This window comes from Advenella incenata (genome assembly GCF_004217095.1).
In the GTDB taxonomy this organism is placed as follows: domain Bacteria; phylum Pseudomonadota; class Gammaproteobacteria; order Burkholderiales; family Burkholderiaceae_B; genus Advenella; species Advenella incenata.
On sequence record NZ_SHKO01000001.1, the window covers coordinates 813153 to 831038 of the forward strand.

The 17886-nt window shown below is 57.0% G+C and carries 16 protein-coding genes; 12 read left to right on the forward strand and 4 right to left on the reverse strand.

Annotation, left to right across the window (positions count from 1 at the left end; genetic code table 11):
• Positions 1 to 40 precede the first annotated feature (40 nt).
• The 5 genes from gsiB to EV681_RS03770 all read left to right on the forward strand — a co-directional run bounded on the left by gsiB (position 41) and on the right by EV681_RS03770 (position 5567).
• Entirely contained in the window at positions 41 to 1591 is a 1551-nt protein-coding gene (gsiB, locus tag EV681_RS03750) for a glutathione ABC transporter substrate-binding protein GsiB (RefSeq protein ID WP_130303306.1), read from the forward strand.
• 78 nt (positions 1592 to 1669) lie between these two features.
• Positions 1670 to 2590 (forward strand): glutathione ABC transporter permease GsiC, encoded by a 921-nt coding sequence (gsiC, locus tag EV681_RS03755; protein WP_130303307.1) that lies wholly within the window; start codon positions 1670 to 1672, stop codon positions 2588 to 2590.
• A gap of 10 nt (positions 2591 to 2600) precedes the next feature.
• Positions 2601 to 3503, forward strand: a complete 903-nt coding sequence (gene gsiD, locus EV681_RS03760; protein ID WP_128396007.1) for a glutathione ABC transporter permease GsiD — start codon at positions 2601 to 2603, stop codon at positions 3501 to 3503.
• Positions 3504 to 3546: 43 nt separating this feature from the next.
• Positions 3547 to 4650 (forward strand): DmpA family aminopeptidase, encoded by a 1104-nt coding sequence (locus EV681_RS03765; protein ID WP_130303308.1) that lies wholly within the window; start codon positions 3547 to 3549, stop codon positions 4648 to 4650.
• A gap of 92 nt (positions 4651 to 4742) precedes the next feature.
• Entirely contained in the window at positions 4743 to 5567 is an 825-nt protein-coding gene (locus EV681_RS03770; protein WP_130303309.1) for a M55 family metallopeptidase, read from the forward strand.
• 29 nt (positions 5568 to 5596) lie between these two features.
• Here the strand turns inward: EV681_RS03770 and EV681_RS03775 are convergent, their stop codons facing one another.
• Positions 5597 to 6241 carry a VOC family protein gene (locus EV681_RS03775; protein ID WP_128396010.1) on the reverse strand — a complete coding sequence of 215 codons (645 nt, stop codon included), beginning with the start codon at positions 6239 to 6241 and terminating at the stop codon, positions 5597 to 5599.
• A gap of 2 nt (positions 6242 to 6243) precedes the next feature.
• Positions 6244 to 7071: a cysteate racemase gene (cuyB, locus tag EV681_RS03780; RefSeq protein WP_130303310.1), complete on the reverse strand. Its 828-nt coding sequence runs from the start codon at positions 7069 to 7071 to the stop codon at positions 6244 to 6246.
• A 245-nt stretch (positions 7072 to 7316) separates the two neighbouring features.
• On the opposite strand from cuyB, the gene gorA reads away from it, so the two are divergent.
• Positions 7317 to 8663, forward strand: a complete 1347-nt coding sequence (gorA, locus tag EV681_RS03785; RefSeq protein WP_130303311.1) for a glutathione-disulfide reductase — start codon at positions 7317 to 7319, stop codon at positions 8661 to 8663.
• A gap of 492 nt (positions 8664 to 9155) precedes the next feature.
• On the opposite strand, the gene EV681_RS03790 is transcribed toward gorA, so the two are convergent.
• Complete coding sequence (locus EV681_RS03790; protein ID WP_128396013.1) at positions 9156 to 10061, reverse strand: LysR family transcriptional regulator; 906 nt, start codon at positions 10059 to 10061, stop codon at positions 9156 to 9158.
• A gap of 112 nt (positions 10062 to 10173) precedes the next feature.
• On the opposite strand from EV681_RS03790, the gene EV681_RS03795 reads away from it, so the two are divergent.
• From EV681_RS03795 to EV681_RS03810, 4 genes are all read left to right on the forward strand, one after another.
• Entirely contained in the window at positions 10174 to 10971 is a 798-nt protein-coding gene (locus tag EV681_RS03795) for an SDR family NAD(P)-dependent oxidoreductase (protein WP_128396014.1), read from the forward strand.
• The gene (locus tag EV681_RS03800) at positions 10955 to 11908 is read left to right on the forward strand and encodes an SMP-30/gluconolactonase/LRE family protein (protein WP_130303312.1); all 954 of its coding nucleotides are present in this window, start codon (positions 10955 to 10957) and stop codon (positions 11906 to 11908) included. The genes EV681_RS03795 and EV681_RS03800 overlap by 17 nt, the downstream gene beginning before the upstream one ends.
• A gap of 10 nt (positions 11909 to 11918) precedes the next feature.
• Positions 11919 to 12902, forward strand: a complete 984-nt coding sequence (locus EV681_RS03805; protein WP_128396016.1) for a Bug family tripartite tricarboxylate transporter substrate binding protein — start codon at positions 11919 to 11921, stop codon at positions 12900 to 12902.
• A 210-nt stretch (positions 12903 to 13112) separates the two neighbouring features.
• On the forward strand, positions 13113 to 13631 hold the full coding sequence (locus EV681_RS03810) for a class IV adenylate cyclase (protein WP_130304010.1): 519 nt from the start codon (positions 13113 to 13115) through the stop codon (positions 13629 to 13631).
• 61 nt (positions 13632 to 13692) lie between these two features.
• Here the strand turns inward: EV681_RS03810 and EV681_RS03815 are convergent, their stop codons facing one another.
• Positions 13693 to 14934, reverse strand: coding sequence for an NAD(P)/FAD-dependent oxidoreductase (locus EV681_RS03815; RefSeq protein ID WP_242612128.1), 1242 nt, complete (start codon positions 14932 to 14934; stop codon positions 13693 to 13695).
• Positions 14935 to 15073: 139 nt separating this feature from the next.
• Between EV681_RS03815 and EV681_RS03820 the strand changes: the two genes are divergently transcribed.
• On the forward strand, positions 15074 to 16045 hold the full coding sequence (locus tag EV681_RS03820) for a threo-3-hydroxy-L-aspartate ammonia-lyase (RefSeq protein WP_128396019.1): 972 nt from the start codon (positions 15074 to 15076) through the stop codon (positions 16043 to 16045).
• Between the two features lie 18 nt (positions 16046 to 16063).
• Positions 16064 to 17443 (forward strand): YbfB/YjiJ family MFS transporter, encoded by a 1380-nt coding sequence (locus tag EV681_RS03825; RefSeq protein ID WP_130304011.1) that lies wholly within the window; start codon positions 16064 to 16066, stop codon positions 17441 to 17443.
• The last annotated feature ends 443 nt before the right edge of the window (positions 17444 to 17886 follow it).

A 17886-nucleotide genomic window follows, 5' to 3' on the forward strand; every position in this document is an offset into this window, starting at 1 on the left:
AAACGGCGTTTAACCATTTATCCTTCGCAGGGAGATTTTCATGAAGCCTATTTATCTTCGCAGAGCACTGCTGGCCCCGGCCATGATGGCGTGCCTGGCCTTTTCGCACACCGCACTGGCGGCCAAAGATGTCACGGTCGCGGTTCCTTACGGTTTTGATTCACTCGATCCCTATAACACCAATTCGACACAGTCGCAGGCCGTTGGCAAGGGCTGGTACGAAGGGCTGTTCATGTTCGATCTGGATTTCAAAATTCATCCGCTGCTGGCTACCGGTTACGAGGTCAGTGAAGACGGGCTCACGTATACATTCAAGCTGCGCCAGGGCGTCAAGTTCCATGATGGCACCGACTTCAATGCAGAAGCGGTCAAGGTCAATTTTGAGCGCGTATTGAACCGCGACAATGCTCTGGGTCGCTACAACCAGTTCAAGGGTATTGCAAAAATCGACGTGATTGATCCGGCTACCGTGAAGATCACGCTCAAAGAACCGTTCTCTGCGTTCATCAACAATCTGACGCACCCCTCGGCCATGATGATCTCTCCGACCGCCCTGAAAAAATACGGCAAGGATATCAACCTGCATCCTACCGGCACCGGACAGTACATGTTCGCTGAATGGAATCCTGGCCAGAATGTGAAAATGAAAAAATTCGACGGTTATTGGGACAAGGAACATCTGGCCAAAGTCGATTCCATCAATTTCCGTGTGGTGACCGACAACAATACGCGCGCCGCGGTCATGCAGACCGGCGAGGCTCAGTTTACCTACCCGATTCCCTATGAGCAGGCGGCCATCCTGAAAAAAAATGACAAGCTTGATTTGCTTGCAGAGCCGTCCATTATTGCGCGTTATATCGCCATGAATAATCTGGTCAAGCCTTTCGATAATCCGAAAGTGCGCGAAGCCATGAACTATGCGATCAATAAAGAAGCCCTGAACAAGGTTGTATTTAACGGTTACGCGCGCGTTGCCGAGGGTGTGGTCCCGGGCAAGGTCGAGTTTTCGCAAAAAATGAAACCCTGGCCCTATGACCCGAAAAAAGCCCGCGAACTGCTGGCTGAAGCCGGTTACCCGCAGGGATTTGAAACCACGCTGTGGAGCGCCTATAACGATGGTACGTCGGTGAAGGCCATCCAGTTCATTCAGCAGCAACTGCGCCAGGTTGGTGTCAAGGTGTCCGTAGAAGCGCTGGAAGCGGGACAGCGCGTTCAGCGGGTTGAATCGGTACAGAAACCTGAAGACGCCAAGGTGCGCATGTATTACATCGGCTGGTCCGCCTCTACGGGCGAGGCCAACTGGGCGCTGAGCCCCTTGCTGGCGGGCGATTCATGGCCGCCCACCTTCGGCAACTTCTCTTATTATAAGAATGCCCAGGTCGACAAGGATCTGGCCGATGCCTTGAAAACCACCGATAAAACTGCGAAAACCAAGTTCTACAAAGATGCACAGGAACAGATCTATAAGGATGCGCCCTGGATCTTCCTGAATACGGCCGATACCGTAGCGGCCCGCAGCAAAAAGCTTGATGGTTTTCATGTGATGCCTGACGCTTCCTACTACTTCAGGGATGTCAGCCTGAAGGACTGATTCGGTCCTGCTTCGCTGTTCAATTGCAATTGAAATATCCGCGACACCCTGGGGTGTCGCGGCCCAATGGATTCAAAAATGCTTTCCTATCTGGTTAAACGGATTTTCGGAATGATACCGACGCTGATCCTGGTCTGCGTGGTGGTGTTCCTGTTTGTACATATGCTGCCCGGGGATCCGGCCAGGCTTGCCGCAGGGCCCGAGGCAGATGCCGAAACGGTTCAGAACATACGCAAGCAACTGGGCCTGGATTTGCCGTTGCCGCAGCAGTTCGGCCATTACCTGCTCAATCTGAGCCAGGGCGATCTGGGCACCTCGTTGCGCACCAAGCGCCCGGTGCTGACTGAAATTGCTGCCCGCTTTACACCAACCATGCTGTTGACCATTACCAGCATGATCTGGTCTGTTATTTTCGGTCTGGTGATCGGCGTGGTCTCGGCCGTATGGCGCAACCGCTGGCCGGATCGCCTGTTCATGACGCTGGCCGTTTCCGGTATCTCCTTTCCGCCCTTTGCACTGGGCATGGTCCTGATCCAGATTTTTGCGGTCAACCTGGGTTGGCTGCCTTCTGTGGGCGCGACCAGCTGGCAGCACTATATTTTGCCGTCCATTACTTTGGGCGCTGCGGTCGCGGCCATTATGGCGCGCTTTACGCGTGCCTCGTTCGTAGAGGTGATTCAGGAAGATTTCGTGCGCACAGCCCGCGCCAAAGGTTTGTCTGAAAAAGTAGTGATCGTCAAACATACCTTGCGCAACGCCTTGATTCCCGTGATTACGATGATGGGCCTGCAGTTTGGCTTTTTGCTGGGCGGCTCGATCGTGGTGGAGACCGTCTTTGGCTGGCCCGGGATGGGCACACTGCTGGTGGACTCCGTTTCTGCGCGGGACTATCCGATTATTCAGGGGCTGGTCCTGCTGTTCTCCTTTGAATTCATTTTGATCAATCTGATTGTTGACGTGCTGTACGGCGTGATCAATCCGACTATCCGTTACAAATAACGGGACAGACATGACGCAAGTAACTTCTTCTCCGATAGAATCGCTGCCGCCACAACGGGAACGCATCCGCACCCCGATGACGGAGTTTATCCGCAAGTTTCGCAAGCAGCATCTGGCTGTCGTCGCGGCGCTCTTTATTATTGCACTTGTATTTATTGCCATTCTGGCGCCCTGGATCGTCCCTTTCGATCCGGAGAATTATTTCGATTACGACCGCATCAACCAGGCGCCGTCAGTGCTGCACTGGCTGGGTGTGGATTCGCTGGGTCGGGATATTTTCAGCCGCATCGTGATGGGTACACGCATTTCCCTGGCTGCCGGTTTTATTTCGGTTGCGCTGGGCGCTGTTGTAGGCACGGTGCTGGGCCTGCTTGCCGGTTATTACGAAGGCTGGTGGGAACGCATTGTGATGCGTATTTCAGATGTGTTGCTGGCGTTTCCCGGTATTTTACTGGCCATCGGCGTGATCGCGGTATTGGGCCCCAGTATGGTGAACGTGGTGATCGCTGTGGCGGTATTCAGCATTCCGGCATTTGCACGGCTGGTGCGTGGCAATACCCTGTCCCTGAAAAACATGACCTACATTGAAGCCGTGCGCAGTATCGGCGCTTCGGATTTCACCATTATTTTCAAACACATTCTTCCCGGCACGATTTCACCCATTCTCGTCTATGGCACCATGCGTATCGGTACGTCGATTATTACGGCGGCTTCGCTGTCGTTTATCGGCCTGGGCGCGCAGCCGCCTACGCCCGAATGGGGCGCGATGCTCAACGAGGCGCGCTCCGATATGGTGCTGGCCCCGCATGTGGCGATTTTCCCGTCGCTGGCCATCTTCCTGACCGTGTTGGCGTTCAATCTGCTGGGCGATGGACTGCGGGATGCACTGGATCCGAAGATTGACCGGCAATAATCCCGTTGTGTTATCGATAGGTGGCACTGACCGATGAGCGTATATGACTGATTCTTCAACTGTGGCGGCGGCGCGCTCTGCGCCGCCAGTGGGCATCTTGCCTGCCGGACCGCACAATTGTATTACCGATGTATCCGGCGTCAAGGTGGGTCATGCCACCCTGGCGCGTGGTGCGATTCAGACCGGTGTCACGGTTGTCTATCCGCATACGGACGACTTGTTCGTGAACAAGGTGGCGGCCGGTGTGTCTGTGCTCAACGGTTTCGGCAAAAGCATGGGACTGGTGCAGTTGCAGGAGCTGGGGGCAATAGAAACACCCCTGGCGCTGACCAATACTTTTTCCGTGCCGATGGTGGCGCAAGCGCAAATCAGGCAGGCGATTGCGGCCAATGCGCAAATCGGTCGTGATTGGCCTACCGTTAACCCGCTGGTGCTCGAGTGCAATGACGGGTATCTGAACGATATTCAGGCCATGGCCGTGACCGAAGCGGACTACTTTTCCGCCTGCGCCAATGCGGCTGCGCAACCGGAGCAGGGCGCGGTAGGTGCCGGACGCGGGATGAGCTGCTTTGGCTTGAAAGGCGGGATTGGCTCGGCATCACGCATTGCCCGACAGGAAAGGGAACTGGCAGGCAGTGCGCCCGACTATGTGGTGGGCGCGTTGGTGCTGTCCAATTTTGGCAAACTGCGTCAGTTTCGGGTCAATGGCAGCCTGTTGGGTCAGGACATAAAAAGGCGTATGGCCCGTCGGCGCACGGCATCGCAAGTGCCCTTGGATATCGCGGAAAATGCCCCCGACAAGGGTTCCATCATCATGGTGCTGGCAACCGATGCGCCGCTGGACGCCCGGCAACTGCGCCGGTTGAGCATGCGTGCGGCTGCCGGGCTGGCGCGCACCGGTTCGAACTTTGGCCACGGCAGCGGAGATATTGCCGTTGCATTTTCAACGGGTATGCGCATCGGCCAGCAGGTGCAGGCTGCACAGATACCGGTGGCGCCCTTGCATGAGCTGCAGCTGGAATCGTTGTTTGATGCGGCCGCCGAGGCTACAGAACAGGCCATTGTCAATTCGCTGTGGCGCGCCACTGCAGTGACCGGGCGTGATGGCAATACGCGTCTGCCAGTCACTGACTGGCTGCACGACTAGGCGGCTTTATTACTGCCGTGCAAAGGCAGTTTTGAATATTATGAATATTGCATGTGCAATAACAGTAGGCAAAGAATAACAAGGTGTGATCAATGAAAGTACTAATATCAACAGACATTGAAGGCGTCGCCGGTGTGGTGGATGCGCAGCAGGTGCGTGCGGGCAACGTGGAGTATGAACGGGCACGGCAGTGGATGACCGCCGAAGCCAACGCAGCTATTGCCGGCGCGTTCGATGGCGGCGCCACCGCCGTTTATGTGAACGATTCGCATGGTGGCTTTCGCAATATGATTGCGTCTGACATTGATGCGCGCGCTACTTTGATCAGCGGCAAGCCACGGGTCTACAGCATGATGACCGGTCTGGAATTCGGTGTCAGTGCTGTCGCCCTGGTCGGGCATCACTCAAGGGCTCAGGGCCGCGGCGTACTGGCCCACACCATCAACAGTTTTGCCTTTGCCCGAGTGATAGTCAACGACATGGAACTGGGCGAACCGGGATTGTATGGCGCGCTGGCTGGTCAGGCCGGTGTGCCGGTGATCTTCGGCAGCGGCGACCAGTATTTCATCGAAGAAAACGAAGGTTTTTTCGATGGCGCCGTATGGGTGGAAACCAAACAGGCCATGGGCCATGGCAGCGCCGCTACGCTGACGCCGCAGGCCGCCTGCGCGCGCATACGCGAGGGCATGTGCAGGGCGGTTCAGACTGGCATGAGGCAAGCGCTGACACCGTTTGTAATCGGTGCGCCATATGAATGTCGGCTACAAACCAATTCTCCTGCATTGGCCGATACGTTTTGTGTGCTGCCCGGCACAGATCGAGTGGATGGGGTCACCCTGACATTTAAGGCAGACAGTATCGAGCATGTGATCCGCACATTGAATGTGTTTTCCACCATGTCGGCTGCGTTGCGCTAGGATTCGGGGCGTCCTGGTGCCAGGGCTGCTCAGCCCAGGGCGCGAATACCCGCAGGTGTACGGATGATCGCCCGCAAGGCCGGTTTGCTGTCCGGTGCCGCCGGAAATACCGAGACCGGGGCATCCAGTTGCAGACTTGCGAGCAGTGCCTGCATCGCCTTCGGTTCCGGATGATAGACATGCAGTGCTTCCAGCGACAAACCCATATCCGGCATGGATAATACCGGTAGCTCGGCGGTCTGCCATTCGATCAGGGCCGGGGCCATTCCGTCCAGGGGCGACACACCGCTTTCGGGAATGGTAATCAGCCAGTTCAGGTCTGCGCGTTGCATGGCAGTGACCGGCCCCAAAGGCTGGGTGCTGGCCGCCGCATGGGTATCAATACTTGTTGTACGCACGACCCACGCCGACAGCGATGCGGCGCTCTGCGCCTCTAAAGCATCCAACCCGAACCAGCGTGGCTGCGCGGGCGCCGGCGCGGCTGGATTGACGGCAATTACTTCCAGATAGCAGTTCCTGCCACAGCGCAACAGCCGATTGTGGGTGCCCATTTTTGCATGTTCTCCGCCCGGCAGCGGGGCAACGCCCAGACAGTCGCGTACATAGGCGGCACCTGCATCCAGATCGCTTGCGGTCACGACAAGATGATCAATGACAGTGGTTGGTACAGGCATGACTACTCCGGTTTTGCAGCCGCTGCTGCAGTACGTTCTGCTTGGTCGCTGGCGTGCTCATGATGCGAAAAGGTCTTATGTGAAAAGGACTCTAGCACGGCACGCGCCAATGCATCAATCGAGTCCGATATCACGACGGGAAACGCGTCCCGACGCGAGGGTGGGATGGCCAGCGGCAATTCCGTACAACCCAGAATGACGGCCCGTGCCCCCATTTGGGCAAGTCGATTGACGGCGGCGGCCGCAGGGGCAAAGGCTTGCTCGTTCTGGTTGGATTTGACGGCGGCGATGGCCAGTACGGACCAATCACGAATGCTATTGTCGTCGCCGGTAAACGGCTCATACCCGGCCGCGCGCAGGGCGTCCTGGTACAGCCCCAATTGCATTGTCGCCGGGGTGCCCATGATGCCCACCGGACCATCACAGATGCCATTGCGGCGCAGGTCCTGAATCACTGACTCGACAATGTGCAGAACCGGCACCTGTACACTATCGCGCAACTGCTCAAACCACAAATGCGCCGTATTGCACGGGATGGCAATGCATTGCGCGCCCCAGCGCTGCAAGTCCTGCATTCCCTGGCGCATGGCCGGCAGCGGGCTTGGCCCGCCTGCCAACTGGGCCGCGCTGCGGTCAGGAATTCGCGGGTCATTGCGCAGCAGCACCGGGATGTGCGCCTGGTCTGCCGTCACCGGGGTAAGTTGCACAAGCCTGGCAGCAAACGTGGCGCCGGCTAGCGGCCCCATGCCACCCAGCACACCCAGCACGGGCCACACCGGTGGCGCGGCAGTCAGGGAAGACGAAAACGTGGTTGTTTGAAGCAGTGACATGACTATAACTCTCCGTAAGTCATGATTATACGACCAGGGCTGGCCGGCAACGCACTCGCGGGCAGGGTTTTGCGTCAGTTGCCGTGGCGGTGAGGTTACAATCAGGCGGGGCCAGAACGATGCGGCTGCCTGTGGCATCCTCGCAAGGCAGCCGCAGTGCCGCCGCATGCAGGAGTATTATTCAGTTTTCTTAGCGGTTGGCATGGCGGTCCGACAATATTGCGCATTTTGAACTTGGAGTCAGCATGGAAAGTTTCGACTATGATTTTTTTGTAATCGGCGGCGGCAGCGGCGGGGTACGCGCCTCGCGCATGGCAGCACAGGCCGGCGCCCGGGTGGCGGTGGCAGAAGGATCCGATCTGGGCGGAACATGTGTCAACGTTGGTTGCATTCCCAAGAAACTCTACAGTTATGCTGCGCATTACCATGACGCTTTTGAAGAGGCACGCGGCTTTGGCTGGAGTGTCGGCGAGGCAACGCTGGACTGGTCGCTTCTGAAAACCAACCGGGCAAAGGAAATTTCCCGTCTGAACGGCATTTATCACTCGCTGATCACCAACGCTGGCGCAACGCTGCTGACCGGCTGGGCCGAACTGGCAGGACCCAATACCGTTCGCATGGACGACGGCAAGACCTACACAGCAAAGCATATTTTGATCGCGACCGGCGGCTGGCCCGTTGTGCCCGATTTCCCCGGGCGCGAACATGTGATTACCTCAAATGAAATTTTCGATGTCCCGCAGTTTCCCAAACGACTGGTCGTGGTCGGCGCCGGTTATATTGCATGTGAATTTGCGTCGATCTTCAACGGCCTGGGCGCCCAAGTACATATCGTGATTCGTCGCGATCGCATCCTGCGTGGCTTTGATGAAGAAATCTGCACGTTCACTGCCAAGGAAATGGAAAAAGCCGGCGTGCATTTTCACTTTGAAACCAAAGTGGACGGCATTGACAAAGCGGGTGATGTTCTTTCAGTTAAATTGAATGACGGAACGACGCTGCAGGCCGATCAGGTGCTGTATGCGACAGGACGTGCGCCCAATGTGCAAAAACTCAATCTTGAGTCTGCCGGCGTGCAGGTCAATCACAATGGCGCCATTCAGATTGACGAAAACTACAAGACATCGGCCCCTTCCATCCATGCTTTGGGCGATGTGACCGACCGGATTCAACTTACGCCGGTTGCACTGGGCGAAGCCATGGTGCTGGTGGATCATCTGTTTGGCAAGGGTGTGCGCCGCATGAGTTATGAATTTATTCCGACTGCCATTTTCACCCATCCAAACGTGGGAACGGTGGGCTATAGTGAGCACGAAGCGCGCGAGAAGTATGGCGAGGTCACCATCTATCGTTCGGATTTCCGCCCTCTCAAGCATACGCTTAGTGGCAGCACTGCCAGAATGATGATGAAACTGATTGTCGATAAGAAATCAGACCGGGTAGTGGGCTTGCATATGGCGGGCGATGACGCAGGAGAGATCGTGCAGGGGTTTGCCGTGGCTGTGCGCATGGGCGCGACCAAGGCGGACTTTGACGCCACGATCGGCATCCATCCTACGGCTGCAGAAGAGTTTGTGACGATGCGCGGATAAGGCGCCCAAGAAGCGCTTTCGCTTTATTGCTTTTGTGATATCGGCTGCCACCGTTTGTTACCGGGGGGCAGACCGGCGATCACAACTGCCGGGAATAGGGAGCAGCAGGGCAGCGCAAATGGCCCGACAATCTGCGCTGGCGAGGAAGGCATGAGCGCGCGGTGATGACATCTGTCATTGCGTCCCGCTCATGAGGCGTCGCTCAGGACACCACGTTCATTTCAACTTTGGCACGGAATCTGTCGATCCATGGCAATGCGAAACGTCGCGTTAAGGCATGCCAGGGAAAGTTGGGTAAAGGAATATTCAGGGTATTCATTCATGCCAAGCGTTAATGGCTTAATGCAACCATTCTATGCACCCAAGCTATCAACGACCTGAAAATGCTTCTATTCGACAAGCGTAATATGTCTGGATCAGGTGTGAGTGTGCATTGATGACGCTTATGTACCACGTTGCGTGGTATTTCATGTGTGATTGGTGGAGCTGGTCTCAGCTCATCTTGCCGGGCATATCAATGCCACGAATGATGTCGGCAACGGCAAGCACCAGCCGTGATTCTGCAGCCATGGTGGCAATGGCAAGGGTGAGATTATTGAGAATAGCAGGCTCGACAATAGGCGCGCAGCTCAGATTGGCCTGCCCGGGAATGTCGCCCAGGGCAGAACGAGGAATGATCGTAAACACAGGTTCGTGCGAATAACTCAGGGTTTCGACGATTGTCTGTACGACATCTACTTCGGCTACCACATTCAATTGCACGTTGCGATCCCGGCAGGTCTGTTCAACAAGGGTACGGATCGTGTTGGGCGCACTGGGCAGCACCAGGGGATATTGTCCAAGATCAGCCACCTGTACTTGGCCCGGCAGCCGCATTCCACTGGCGTGCGCATGGGCAAGCACCAGATTTTCACGATAAAGCGACTCGACCTGCATGAGAGACGAAGGTGCCGGTTCGTACAGCAGCGCCAGATCAACCTTGTCTTTGAGCAACCAGTCCCGCAATTGGGCACTTAGTCCTTCGGCCAGCGTAATAGACGAATCAGGAAACAGCGCCCGGAACTGTTGCATGATACTTGGCGCCAGACGCCGGGCGATGCGCGGCGGAATACCCAGCCGCACCCGGCCCGGCGCAGCGGACCGGAAATTCATCAGGTCCTGCTTCGCCTGCGTGGCCATCCGGTGCAGCGTCCTGGCATGACCCAGCAGTCGGGCACCGGCTTCAGTCAGTTCTACCCCACGGCCCGTGCGAACCAGCAAATGCTGTCCAAGCTCGGCCTCCAGCAACTGGATCTGCCGACTCAGTGACGGCTGCGACAGATCGAGCATATCCGCAGCGCGGGAAAAGCTGTGCTGTTCTGCAATCACGATGAAATACTGAAGTTGTTTGAGATCCATGTAGCAATGATATACGTTTTTTCAATATCAGAAGTCGCAAGGCGGGTCTTGATGATTCGCAGGCCCTCGCGCATCATGGCTGTGATTAGATAATGACAGGGGACAGCGAACAATGAGACGATTGGAAAACAAAGTAGCGATTGTGACAGGTGCCGGTAGCGTCGGGCCCGGTTGGGGTAATGGTCGGGCGATTGCCTGGCGGTTTGCCAGCGAGGGTGCGCAGGTTTTTGCCGTGGACATGAACCCCGATGCGTTAAATGAAACCGTAGCCAAGGTCAATGAAGTAAACGGCACAATCCGCACATGGACTGCAGATGTTACTTCGGCGGATGCTGTAGAACAGATGGTGCATGCCTGCCAGGAGGCCTTCGGGCGAGTCGATATTCTTGTCAACAATGTCGGTGGCTCGAAAAAGGGTGGCCCGGTTGCCCTGGATGAGCAAACATGGGATAGCCAGCTTGATTTCAACCTGAAGAGTGTATTTCTGGGCTGCAAGTATGTATTGCCTATTATGGAACAACAGGGTGCCGGGGCTATTGTCAATATTTCGTCCACATCCGGCATCCGTTGGACCGGTTCGGCGCAGGTTGGATATGCCAGCGCGAAGGCCGGTATTATTCAATTGTCCCGCGTCGTGGCGGTGGAATATGCCAAGCGCAATATACGGTGCAATACCGTGGTTCCGGGTCAGATGCACACGCCCATGGTAGAAACGCGTCTGGCCGGACAACGCGCCGGCGGAGATGTAAGCACGCTGCTGGCACAGCGCCAGGCTCGTATTCCGCTGCCATTCATGGGCGATGGCATTGATACGGCCAATGCCGCGCTTTTTCTGGCGTCCGATGAAGCGCGCTTTATCACAGGCACTGAAATTATCGTGGACGGAGGCATGAGTGCACGCTGCGACTGAGAACCCCATTCGCTATCCGGATCCTGCTGTCATTGCCCTGGATCCCCGCTTTCATGCGCTGACGCTGCCGCTGGCTGCGCTCGAGCGGCTCGCTGGCGGCAGCCGTTGGGCCGAGGGGCCAGTGTGGTTTGGCGACTGGAACTGTTTGCTATGGAGTGACGTACCGAACAACCGCATCATGCGGTGGGATGCCGCCACAGGTCAGAGCCAGGTGTTTCGCAGTCCGTCAAATTATGCCAATGGCAATACACGCGACAGGCAGGGACGCCTGATCACCTGCGAGCATCTGTCGCGCCGGGTAACGCGCACGGAGCCGGATGGCCGCATTACCGTGCTGGCGGACAGCTATCAGGGTAAGCGCCTGAATTCTCCCAATGACGTGGTGGTCAAGTCAGACGGTTCAGTCTGGTTTACCGATCCGCCGTTTGGCATCGTTGGCTACTATCAGGGGGAACAGGCAGAGCAGCAACTGCCTGCGGCCATCTATCGCATTGACCCCGTTAATGGGCAAGTGGCATTGGTGACCGATGCGGTTAACGGCCCCAACGGTCTGGCATTCTCCCCCGACGAATCACAATTGTACGTGGTCGAATCACGCGCCCAACCCCGTAACCTGCTGGCCTTTGATCTGAATGCCGACGGCACCGGTTTGCTTGGGCAACGGGTGCTTTTCGATGCAGGCGAAGGCACGCCCGATGGCTTTCGGGTGGATATCCATGGCAATTTGTGGTGTGGCTGGGGAATGGGGACTGCCGACCTTGATGGGGTCAGGGTGTTTAGCCCGCAAGGCGAGCTGCTGGGGCGCATTGCTTTGCCCGAGCGGTGTGCCAATCTTTGTTTTGGCGGTTTGCATCGGAACCGCCTGTTCATGGCGTCGTGTACGTCCATTTATTCACTGTTCGTCAATACGCAAGGGTGCGGGTACCTGACGGCATAAGGAGCAAGACATGTCCGGATTCGGAAAAAAATATATTAAATACGTGATGCCATTTGCCGCTGCTGTTCTGGGCCTTGCAGTCAGCCAGCATGCTGTGGCCGCATCTCCCGTGAGTGTCGTGGTGGCCTTTCCAGCCGGAGGCCCCGGCGATACGCTGGCCCGGGTGACCGGAAAAGAGTTGGAGAGCCAGCTTAAGCGAACGGTGGTGGTGGAAAATAAACCTGGCGGTAATGGTGCCATTGCCGCCAGTACGGTCACTCGCGCGAAACCGGATGGCAATACACTGTTTTTAAGCTCTACCGGTGCGATTGCCATCAATCCGGCGCTTTATAAAAAGCTGATCTACGACCCGGCAAAGGATCTGCAACCGGTAGCGCTGCTTGTTTCCACACCCGAAGTGCTGGTTGTGTCCAAGAAAAGCGGTATTACAAGTGTGAAGGAATTGCTTGAAAAGGCCAAAAGTAATCCCGACGGCATCTCGCTGTCTACGTCCGGGGTGGGCAGCATGCCTCATATGGCGATTGCCCAGTTTCGCATTGCCACCAAAGCCAATACGCTGATTGTGCCTTTTGGCGGGGCAGCCCCGGCGATTACCGCAACCATAGGCGGACAGGTTGATGGCTTCTTTGGCGATGTGTCCGGCCTGGTGCAGCACATCAAGCAGGGCAGCCTGGTGCCTATCGGCGTGGCATCGGCCAAGCGATCAGCCGCGCTGCCGCAGGTGCCCACATTTGACGAACTGGGCATCAAAAATGTTCACGCGACCAACTGGTACGGTGTTTTTGCACCGGCCGGAACGCCTGACGAGAAAATCAAGGAACTGAACCTGGCTTATCGTGCGGTCATGAAAACACCGGCGGTCACGCAATACGTGCAAACCTCAGGCCTGGACACCGATGATTTGGAACCGGCACAATTTGCATCACTGATCGATCAGGACACCAAAAAATGGGCTGATCTGATCAAGGCGGAAAATATCAAGATGAATCAATAGAGAGATCACCAAAACAGGTGACGTCCAATCACGTTGACTGCCAGTGCAGATGACTGTCGCATTGAGGGTTTCGATGATCAATGTGCGCGACAGTGATCGACGGGGAGCCATCTCGAACCATCATGGGTGGGGCTATAATGGCCGACCCATGCGCCAGTACGGAAGCAGGGTTGTACTGGCGCAGCAAACATGCATGTACGAGATGGCAAAATGGCGAGAAATATCGAAATTAAGGCGCGTATTGCGAGTGTCAGTGATCTGGCGCAGCAGGCGGCCACGTTGGCAACTGAAGCACCTTGCGACATATTCCAGGACGACACGTTTTTCAAGTGTGATGAAGGTCGGCTCAAGCTCAGGCAATTCGCAGACGGAACAGGACAGCTTATTTTTTATCGGCGAGCGGATGAGGCAGGGCCGAAAGAATCATTCTATGTGTTGTCAGAAACTGCGACGCCTGAATCGCTCAGAGAAGTGTTATCACTGGCCTATGGTGTGATCGGTCGGGTAATCAAGCGACGTACGCTGTACATGGTAGGCAGAACGCGCGTTCACCTTGATCACGTAGAAGGGCTGGGCCAGTTCATGGAGCTTGAGGTTGTGCTTGAAGACAGCGAGTCCACCGCCATTGGCATGCAGCAAGCCGAATTATTGATGCAGCAATTGGGGATCAGCAGTTCACAGCTGATCGAGGGCTCCTACTTCGATTTGTTGGCCCGTATGCGTCTGTAATCGGTTCTGTCAGCCACATGATGTGCAGTGGCATGACGGTTAAGCGCTTAATGAAAACGGCTCAGGAGAAACGGCTCAGCGAAAACGGCGCCAGTTCATTGGCGCTTGCCTGGCCAGCCATGGCGCGCGCTAGCAGTCTGCCGGTGTTGACAGAGCCGGTCAGTCCAAGATGGCCATGTCCGAATCCGGTCCACAGGCCTGGCAAATCTGCGACAGGGCCGATGACCGGCAAAGAGTCGGGCAGGCAGGGTCGATGGCCCAGCCAGGTGGTAAAGCCGCTGGTATTTAAATTGTCCAGACCGGCCAGCGCGTGGTCCTTGAGCAGCAGCGCGCGCTGCTCGTTCATCGGCTTGTTTATGCCGCCGAATTCAACCGTACCGGCGATGCGCAATTGGCCTTGCATCGGGTTCATGAAGATCTTGCGATCGGCCAGCACCACAATGCGCGATAGCGTGACACCCGGATGCGGCGCCTGCAGGTGGTAGCCGCGCTGGCTTTCCAGAGGAACCGACAGGTTCAGTGTCGCCAGCAGCGCGCGCGAGCCCATTCCTGCGCACACGACAACATGATCGGCCTGCCATGATTGTTCGCCACTGACTAAATGCCATTTGTCATTGCCGCGACGCAAGTGACTGATACCGGCGTTGACAAATGCAACGCCCTGGTCAGTGTTCGCCCTGGCCAGCGCCTGCGAATACTGGAACGGGTCGCTGACCCAGCCTTCGTCCGGTAAAAACCAGCCGCTGCGATAGGCGTCGCTGACGGCCGGTTCCAGTTCGGCAATGGTGGTACGGTCCACCGGCTGCATGGCCAGTCCAAAGTCGGACTTGAGTTGCCAGGACGCCTTGTCCTTGTCGCGACTGCCGGCGTCCGGGTACAGGTGTAATTGGCCTGTAGTTTTTATCAAATGGGCGCAGCCGATGTCGCTGGCCAGTTCCGTGTGATGACGCACTGATCCGGCCAGCAGATCATGAAGGGCAGTGGCAATTTGCCGCACGCGTTCCGGGCGTGAGGCCGCGATAAAGCGAGCAAACCAGGGCATGGCCGGTAACAGGTAGCCCAGCGGGACATGCAGCGCACTGGTGCTGTCCAGCAGCATGGAAGCAGCCTGTTTGATGACACCGGGCATGGCCAATGGCGCGACCGACCCTTCGGACAAGGCACCGGCATTGCCGAAAGAGCATTGCGATCCCGGTTCCTGCGGGTCAAATACAGTGACCTGCCAGCCCGCCTTTCTGAGGGCGTGCGCGGTGCACAAGCCGACAATGCCGGCGCCGATAATGGCAACTGAGTGGTTTTGCATGGACATGGATGCTTCTCGATCTGGCCTGATGATGGCGTCCATTGTAACGGCTCAAACGCGGGTAGAATATGCTGATTGAGATAAACCGGCAAGGTCATGACGTTTTGTGCGGCAGGGCCATTTCTGAAACAGGAGCATTATGCAGACATTGCCCACTTATACTGATGTAGTCGCCGCAGCCGAACGCATCAAAGGTTACGCGCACCGCACGCCCGTACTGCGTTCCAGGACCATTGACGCGCAACTGGGCGCCAGCTTGTATTTCAAATGTGAAAACCTGCAGCGCATCGGCGCATTCAAGTTCCGTGGCGCATTCAATGCGATCGCGGCATTGAGCCAAGCGCAACAGCGCGCAGGGGTAATTGCCTTTTCTTCAGGCAATCACGCCCAGGGTGTGGCGTTGGCGGCATCCGTGCTCAATGTCAAAGCCACCATCGTGATGCCGCTGGATGCGCCGGCTGCCAAGCTGGCAGCCACACGCGGCTATGGCGCGCAGGTGGTGCAATATGACCGTTACACTGAAGACCGGGCGGCCATTGCTACGAGTTTGGCGCAGCAACACGGCTACACACTCATCCCGCCCTATGATCACCCTGATGTCATCGCCGGCCAGGGGACGGCTGCCATGGAACTGATGCAGGAGACCGGGCCGCTGGATCTGCTTTTTGTCTGCCTGGGCGGCGGCGGGTTGTTGTCGGGCTCGGCCCTGGCGGCGCGGGCCCTTGCCCCGGAATGCCAAATCTATGGTGTGGAACCGCAAGCAGGCAATGATGGGCAGCTGTCCCTGCGCGCCGGCCATATCGTGCGCATCGACATGCCAAAAACCATTGCCGATGGCGCGCAGACGCAGTTTCTGGGTGATTACACCTTTCCCATCATTCAACGCGAAGTCACTGATATTCTGACCGTTACCGATCAGGAGCTGATTCGCACGATGCGCTTTTATGCCGAGCGCATGAAAATGCTGGTCGAACCCACGGGGTGTCTGTCGCTTGCCGGCGCCTGCAGTGCAAAAGAGTTGGTGCGTGACAAGCGCGTGGGCATTATTATCAGCGGCGGCAATGTCGACCTGGCCAATTTCTGCGCATTGCTCGGCAGCGCATCGGAATGACGGAACGAAGCTTTGAAGATGCGCACCGTACAGTCAATCGCTAATACCCCTGCGCAGTTGCCGGAATGGCGGATGTTGATGGCAGGGCTTTGTGCCAGCCTGGTGGGTATCGGGCTGGCGCGCTTTGCCTATACGCCATTGCTGCCGGCCATTATCAACGCACAATGGTTTTCTGCCTCCACCGCCGCCTATCTGGGGGCAGCCAATTTGGCAGGGTATCTGGCCGGTGCGCTGCTGGGCGTAGGCATCGCCCGGCAGACCGGGACACGTGCTGCCCTGCGGCTGATGATGGTCCTGGCGACGCTTGCTTTCTTTGCCTGTGCCCTGCCGGTATCGTTTATCTGGTTTTTTCTGTGGCGTTTTGTCTCGGGCGTCTCTGGCGGCGCCTTGATGGTGCTTGCCGCCACGTCTATCCTGCCTTTCGTGCTGCCCTCGCGGCGCGGGCTGGCCAGTGGGGTGATATTTACCGGGGTGGGATTGGGCGTGGCCGCATCGGGCACGCTGGTGCCAATGCTCCTGCAACTGGGCCTGACACAGACATGGCTGGGACTGGGAGGGCTGTCTTTATTATTGACGCTTCTGGCCTGGACCAGCTGGCCTCCGACGCCGCCAGCAACAACAGTTCCACCAGCATCCACAACATCTACAGCATCCGCACCAGAAACACCGATATCGACAACATCAGCAGCGGCGTCTACATCGACATCTACATCAGTCGTCGCACCGGTTCCCGCCGATGCTGCGCCGAACCCGAACCACCGCGCGGGCGGGCCTGACGACCCGATGGGTATGCAGGCGACGCTGTCGCACCCCATATCCGCTGAAACCGGCAGTCGTGGCCTGTATGTGCTGTATCTAGTCTACGGCCTGAACGCGGTCGGCTTGGTGGCGCACATGGTGTTTCTGGTCGATTATGTGGCGCGCGGGCTTGGCTGGGGTGTGAATACCGGGTCGTTTTTCTGGGTGATTTACGGTCTGGGAGCCGTGGCAGGACCCCTGTGCACGGGTGCGGTAGCCGATCGCATTGGCTATGGATTGACCTTGCGTGGCGCGTTGCTGCTGCAACTGCTTATGGTCATTCTGCCGATCCTGAGCACTGCGCCCATTCTGCTTGGTATTTCCAGCTTTGCGGTGGGCGCATTCACGCCGGGCATCGTGCCGCTGGTTCTGGGACGTCTGCGCGAGATGCTGCCGCATTCCCCGACGGCGCAAAAAACCGCCTGGAGCAGGGCGACAACCGCTTTTGCGCTTATGCAGGCAGCCGCTGCCTACGCTATGTCATTTGTGTTTGCGCATTCCAACGGCCAGTATCTGCTGCTTTTTATGCTGGCTGCGGCGGCTTTGGCCATTGCATTTGTCATGGTCATGCTGTTTCCCGGACCAAAGGCGCAACGCTAAGCGCTTTTTTTGTTCTTGGTCCGGGCTTAGCGCGATTGCGCGCCTGGTGCATGATCGGGCGATCTGGCTTTGCCTCTTCCCGCCCTGTCTTTTGCAGGGGCATGTCTGATAAAAGCGGATAAGGGCGGGCGAGCGCACTGCCGCTGCGCGACGGCCCTTGATTGCAAGTGCAATCATGCGCCACCGGCCCGACCATCGCGCCCCTCAAATAGCCCCCTCAATATCACTCCAACGCCCGCCGGCAGGACAGCCTCTGGCGGGCGCATCGCCTGGCAAGGATCCCTATGCCCGGTTCGGCGCCGCTGTTACATTTTTCAGGTGATTTTCACTTGTCTATGCTATGCAGGTGAAATAGTGTGGCACAAATGCCAAATCATTGATTAATTATAAGAATTATTTCTTCTGGCGTTGTCCGGCTTGTCTAGTAAATTGCCCCCAAAATG